The 5,516-nt window shown below is 76.3% G+C and carries 4 protein-coding genes; 2 read left to right on the top strand and 2 right to left on the bottom strand.

Annotation, left to right across the window (positions count from 1 at the left end; all coding sequences use genetic code 11):
- Window positions 1-160 precede the first annotated feature (160 nt).
- Window positions 161-1,270: an enterochelin esterase gene (gene fes / locus ACFU7Z_RS35430; RefSeq protein ID WP_380782111.1), complete on the bottom strand. Its 1,110-nt coding sequence runs from the start codon at window positions 1,268-1,270 to the stop codon at window positions 161-163.
- A gap of 20 nt (window positions 1,271-1,290) precedes the next feature.
- Window positions 1,291-3,483, bottom strand: coding sequence for a Fe(3+)-hydroxamate ABC transporter permease FhuB (gene fhuB, locus ACFU7Z_RS35425; protein WP_380782109.1), 2,193 nt, complete (start codon window positions 3,481-3,483; stop codon window positions 1,291-1,293).
- A 107-nt stretch (window positions 3,484-3,590) separates the two neighbouring features.
- Between fhuB and ACFU7Z_RS35420 the strand changes: the two genes are divergently transcribed.
- Both ACFU7Z_RS35420 and ACFU7Z_RS35415 read left to right on the top strand, forming a co-directional pair.
- Window positions 3,591-4,616: an ABC transporter substrate-binding protein gene (locus ACFU7Z_RS35420; protein WP_380782107.1), complete on the top strand. Its 1,026-nt coding sequence runs from the start codon at window positions 3,591-3,593 to the stop codon at window positions 4,614-4,616.
- Between the two features lie 27 nt (window positions 4,617-4,643).
- Window positions 4,644-5,426 (top strand): ABC transporter ATP-binding protein, encoded by a 783-nt coding sequence (locus ACFU7Z_RS35415; protein WP_380782105.1) that lies wholly within the window; start codon window positions 4,644-4,646, stop codon window positions 5,424-5,426.
- The last annotated feature ends 90 nt before the right edge of the window (window positions 5,427-5,516 follow it).

The raw sequence follows: 5,516 nt of genomic DNA, 5'->3' as shown, positions 1-5,516 counted from the left end.
ATCCGCGACTACCCGCGGATGGGCTTCCCGCTCTACCCGATCGTGGACCCCGGAAGAAGACGGTGACGCCGTTCCCGGATCCCGACCGCGACCGCCGGCGGCGATCAGGGGTGAGGTCCCGGACCGCCGCCGACCGCCCGCGGACCGGCTGGTCCGCAGGTCACCGGCCGCCCAGCAGGTGGGCGAGCCCGTCGGCCAGGCCGCCGCGCCAACAGGCGTAGTCGTGGCCGCCGTTGAACTCGCGGTAGGCGAGGTCGTAGCCGCGGGCGGTGAGCACGTCGCGCAGGTGGCGGTTCTGGGCGAGCAGCATCCACTCCTGGAGCCCGACCTCGACCCAGAAGCGGGCCGGGCGCCGCTGTTCGGCGGCGAGGCGGCGGGTCAGCCACTCGCTGCCGACGTCGAACTCCGTCTCGTCGGGCCACCAGAAGGAGCCGGACTGGGAGAGCGCGTTGCCGAAGCGCTCCGGGCGGCGGTAGGCCGCGTAGGCGGCGGTGAGGCCGCCCGCGCTCTGGCCCGCGACCACGGTGTCGGCGGGGTCGGTACTCGCGCCGAACTCCGTTGCGGCCCAGGGGAGGAGGCGGTCGGCGAGGAGGTCGACGAAGGCCGGGTTGCAGCTCAGGTCGTCCGGCCGCTGCGGGCCCATGGTGTGCACGAGCAGGGCGACGGTCGGCGGGATCGCGCCGTCCGCCGCCAGGTTGTCGAGGGTGTCGCCGACGGACAGCACCCCGCCCCACATCTCGCCGTCCAGCAGCACCGCGACCGGGTACGGGCCGCCGTCCGCGCGGTGCCCGGCCGGGAGGTGGACGTCCACCCGCCGGCCGGCCGCCGTGTGCGCGACCGTCCGCCCGCGCGGCACGCCCTCGCGCCGCGCCACGTACGGCTGCGCGGGCGCGGCGGGCAGGCTGAGCACGGAGGAGGGGTGCCGGCCGTCGCGGGCGGGCAGCCGGGGTTCGGTGTCGTACGGGTCGGGGCGGGCCCGGTCCAGGACGCGCAGCCAGTCGGCGCGGGTGGTGCCGGGGGCCTCGCCCCGGAAGGGGTACAGCTGGTAGGAGGCGCGGTGGTCCTCGCGCAGCCGGTAGGTGATCGACCAGCTTCCGTCGGCCTGACGCTCCATCAGGTGCGGTGTCAGGTCCCCGGCGTGGCGGTCCTTGTCGGTGACGGTGTGCAGCAGGGCGAGCACGCCGTCGCAGTCGGCCTCCCGGTGGGTGAAGGTGACCAGGCGGTAGGCGGGGTCGTCGGGGTCGAGGGCGACGACGGGCGGGGCTTCCACGGTGGGTTCTCCAGGGGTGGTCACGCGGGGCTGCCCTTGCGGCTGAGCAGCACCCAGAGCAGGAACGGGCCGCCGAGGACGGTGGTGACGATGCCGACGGGGATCTCCACCCCGCCGAGCAGCACCCGTCCCAGGGTGTCCGCGAGGACGACGAGCAGGGCGCCGGTGAGGGCCGAGCCGAGCACCGGCACCCGTGCGGGTCCGGCCAGCCGCCCGGCGACCACCGGCGCGGCCAGTGCCACGAAGCCGACCGGCCCGCAGACGCCGACCGCCAGCCCGGCCAGGGCGACGGCCAGCAGCAGGCAGGCGAGCCGCACCCGGCCCGGGTCGACGCCGAGCGCCGAGGCGACGCTGTCGTCGAAGCGCAGCACCGCCAGACGCCGGGCCGCCACCAGGGCGAGCGGCACCAGTGCGGCCAGCCCGACCAGGACGGGCGTGGCGATCGCGAGGTCCCGGCCGTTGAGGCTGCCGGAGGTCCAAACGTACAGCGATCCGGCCGAGTTGAGCGAGCGGCGGGCCAGCGCGACCTGGATCACCGCCGAGGCCAGCGCCGACATCGCGAGGCCGACGACCAGCACCCGGTAGCCGCGCGCGCCGAGCCCGCCGGAGACCAGGGTGACCACCAGGACGGCGGCCAGCGCGCCGAGCGGTCCGGCCCACCAGGCGCCGAAGGTGCCGGAGGCGGTGGCCGAGATCAGCACGGCCGCGGTCGCGCCGTCGTTGACGCCGAGGAGTTCGGGGGTGGCCAGGCGGTTGCGGGCGAGGGTCTGGGTCAGGCAGCCGGCCAGGCCGAGCGCGGCCCCGGCGGCGAGGGCGGCGACGATCCGGCCGAGCCGGAACTTCTGCACCAGCAGCACGTCGAGGCGGTCACCGTAGCCGAACACGGCCTGGAAGGTGCGGCCGAGGTCGAGTTCGCTCTGCCCGGCGTGGGCGGCGACCACGACGGCGGCGAGCAGGGCGGCGGCCAGGCCGAGCGAGGCGGCCAGCGCCCGGCGGGGGAGCAGTAGCGACCAGGCGCCGTACCGCAGTGCCAGGTCGGGCTTCGGGGCGGGCGGTTCGGCCCGCCGTCCGGCCGGCGGGGTGGCCTCGGCCGGGTCGCTGAGGGCGAGCGCGGCGGAGCGCCGGGAGCGGACGATGGCGATCAGGGCCGGGGCGCCGACGAGGGCGACGATCACCGACACCGGCGCCTCGTAGGGCCTGGCCACCACCCGGGCCAGCACGTCGGCGCCGGTCAGCACGGCCGCGCCGAACAGTCCGGCGAGCAGGGTCAGTCGGCCGATCCGCGGACCGGCGAGGGACCGGGCGAGGAAGCCGGCCAGCAGGCCGAGGAAGGACACCGGCCCGGCCAGGGCGACCGCGGAGGCGGTCAGCAGGGTGACCGCGACGGCGACCGCGGCCCGGGTGGCGCCGGGGCGGTGGCCGAGGCCGCGGGCCAGGTCGTCGCCGAGCGCCAGGGCGGTGAGCGGCCGGGTGGTGAGCGCGGCGAGCAGGAAGCCGGCGCCGAGGACGGGGGTGAGCCGGGCGAGTGTGCTCCAGCCCTCCACCCCGGCCAGTGAGCCGAGCACCCAGACCCGGTAACGGTCGTAGGCCTCTGGCGAGTTGACGATCAGCACACCGGTGAGCCCGCCGAAGGTGGCGCCGACCGCGGAGCCGCCCAGCACCAGCCGCATCGGCGAGCCGCCGCCCCGGCTGCCCGCGATCAGCAGCACCAGCGCGCTGGCGAGCACGGCGCCGCCGAAGGCGAAGGCGAGGTAGCCGTAGGAGCTCTGGATGCCGAGTACGGCGATGCCGAGCACGACGCCCAGCGAGGCGCCGGCGTTGACGCCGAGCAGGCCGGTCTCGGCCAGCGGGTTGCGGGTGACGGACTGCAGCTGCGCCCCGGCGACGCCGAGCGCCGCGCCGACCAGCAGCGCGGTGAGGGTGCGTGGCAGTCGCAGGTCGCCGACGACCAGGGCCAGTCGGCCGTCGGCGCGGGCGCCGTCGTGGTTCAGCAGGTAGTCCAGCACCCGGCCGGGGCCGACCTCGCCGGCGCCGACCGACAGCGAGAGCGCGGCCAGGGCGAGCAGGAGCACCGCCGCCGCCGTGACGGCCGGCCAGGTGGGGCGGGTGCCCTCCGGGCGGCCCCCGGGCCCCTCCGGGCGGCCCCCGGGCCGTCGGGGCTCCGGCGCGGTGGCGGGGGGCGCCTTGGTGACGCCGGCTTGCGACAATGTCATAAGGTAAGGCTAACCTAATGGTCGAGTCCGTCCCGCGGGGCCCCTCCGCCCCGCCGAACAACCCGGACGCCGCTCAACTCCCGTACCATCGTTGCCCGGAGGCACCCATGCCGTTCGCCCGTCGCCCGCTCAGCCCCGTCCGCCGCCGTGCGGCCCAGGCGCTGGCCGTCACCGGGGCGGCCGCGCTCCTGCTCACCGGCTGCGGCTCCTCCGGCTCCTCCTCGGGTTCGTCCACGGCCGCCTCCCCGGCGGCCGACGCGGCGGGCGGCGGCAAGGGCGGCGACACCGGCAAGCGCACCGTCAAGGACGCCACCGGCAAGGCCGTCGAGGTCCCCGCCGAGCCCAAGCGGATCGTCACCCTCACCCAGGAGGACCTGGACGCGGTGCTCGCCCTCGGCGTCAAGCCGGCCGGCATCACCAACGGCCAGGGGCTGGCCGAGCCGCCCGCGTACCTCAAGGACAAGGTGCAGGGCGTCCCGGTGGTCGGGAACCTGCTCCAGCCCGTGATGGACAAGGTGATCGCGGCCAAGCCCGACCTGATCCTGGCCGGCGACATGCAGGACGAGCAGGTGCTCAAGCAGCTGCGCGAGATCACCCCCGCCACGCTGGTCACCATGGCGCCCACCGACGACTGGAAGCTCGCCTTCCGGGGCATCGGCAACGCCGTCAACAAGCTCGACCAGGCCAACAAGGTGATCGGCGACTACGAGGCCAAGGCCGCCAAGGCGGGCGGCGAGCTCGGCAAGAACAAGGGCGCCGCCGTCTCCATCGTCCGCTGGAACCCCACCGGCCCGAGCTGGATGGAGAAGAAGCAGTTCGCCAGCGGCGTCGCCCTGGACATGGGCCTGACCCGCCCGGCCGCGCAGGACAAGGACGGCAACGCCCACAGCCCGGCGCTCAGCCTGGAGAAGCTCAACGAGATCGACGGCGACTGGCTGTTCCTCTCCACCCTGACCGACGACGGCAAGACCGCGCTCAAGGACGTCCAGTCCAAGCCCGCGTACCAGGAGCTGGGCGCGGTGAAGAACAACCACGCCGTCACCGTGGACGGCTCGGTCTGGTCCACCCGGGGCGGCCCGCTCGCCGCGGACGTCGTCATCGGCGACCTCGCCAAGGCGCTCGGCGGCAGCTGAGCGGGCGCCGGTCGAGGGGGAGCTGCCATGGAGTTGACGATCCAGGGACTCAGCGCCGGCTACGGGCCGGGGCGCCCGGTGCTCGGCGGCGTCGACCTCACCGTCCCGGCCGGCCGGGTGGTGGCGGTGGTCGGGCCGAACGGCTGCGGGAAGTCCACCCTGCTGCGCTCCGTCGCGCGGCTGCACCGGCCGGACGGCGGGCGGGTCCTGGTCGGCGGCGAGGACGTGTGGCGGCTGCGCCCGCGCCAGGCCGCCCACCGGGTCGCGCTGCTGCCGCAGAGCCCGCAGGCCCCGGAGGCGGTGACCGTCGCCGGACTCGTCCGCTACGGCCGCCACCCGCACCAGGGACTCTTCCGGCAGTGGTCGGCGGAGGACGAGCGGCTGACCGCCGACGCCCTGCGCGCCACCGGCGTGGAGGAGTTGGCCGACCGCTGGCTCGACCGGCTCTCCGGCGGCCAGCGCCAGCGCTGCTGGCTGGCCATGGTGCTCGCCCAGGACACCCCGGTGGTGCTGCTCGACGAGCCGACCAGCGCGCTCGACCTCGGGCACGCGGTGGAGGTGCTGGAGCTGGTCCGCCGGGTCGCGGCGGGCGGGCGGACGGTGGTCATGGTGCTGCACGACCTCGCGGCGGCCGCCCGGTACGCGGACCTGCTGGTCGCGCTGCGGGACGGCGCGGTGGTGGCCTGCGGGCCGCCGCGCGAGGTGGTGGACGCTCCGCTGGTGCGGGCGCTGTACGACATCGACAGCCATGTGCTCGCGGCGCCGGGGGACGGCGCGCCGGTCATCGTGCCCCGGGCGCCGCTGGGCTGACGGGGCGGGGGGCCGAGGAGTCGTCGGGTCGCCGGGACGGAGGGGGTCGCCGGGGCCGGGGGACGGGCGGGGCGGAAGGACGGGCGGGGC

Source organism: Kitasatospora sp. NPDC057518, from assembly GCF_042802075.1.
GTDB lineage: Bacteria > Actinomycetota > Actinomycetes > Streptomycetales > Streptomycetaceae > Kitasatospora.
Note: the sequence above shows the minus strand (reverse complement) of the source record. Positions and strands in the feature narration are given on the sequence as shown.

Excerpts from the sequence above, each read along its gene's own strand:
- ACFU7Z_RS35415 (WP_380782105.1), top strand. The coding sequence starts at position 4,644 with ATGGAGTTGACGATCCAGGGACTCAGCGCCGGCTACGGGCCGGGGCGC.
- fhuB (WP_380782109.1), bottom strand. The coding sequence starts at position 3,483 with ATGACATTGTCGCAAGCCGGCGTCACCAAGGCGCCCCCCGCCACCGCG.
- ACFU7Z_RS35420 (WP_380782107.1), top strand. The coding sequence starts at position 3,591 with ATGCCGTTCGCCCGTCGCCCGCTCAGCCCCGTCCGCCGCCGTGCGGCC.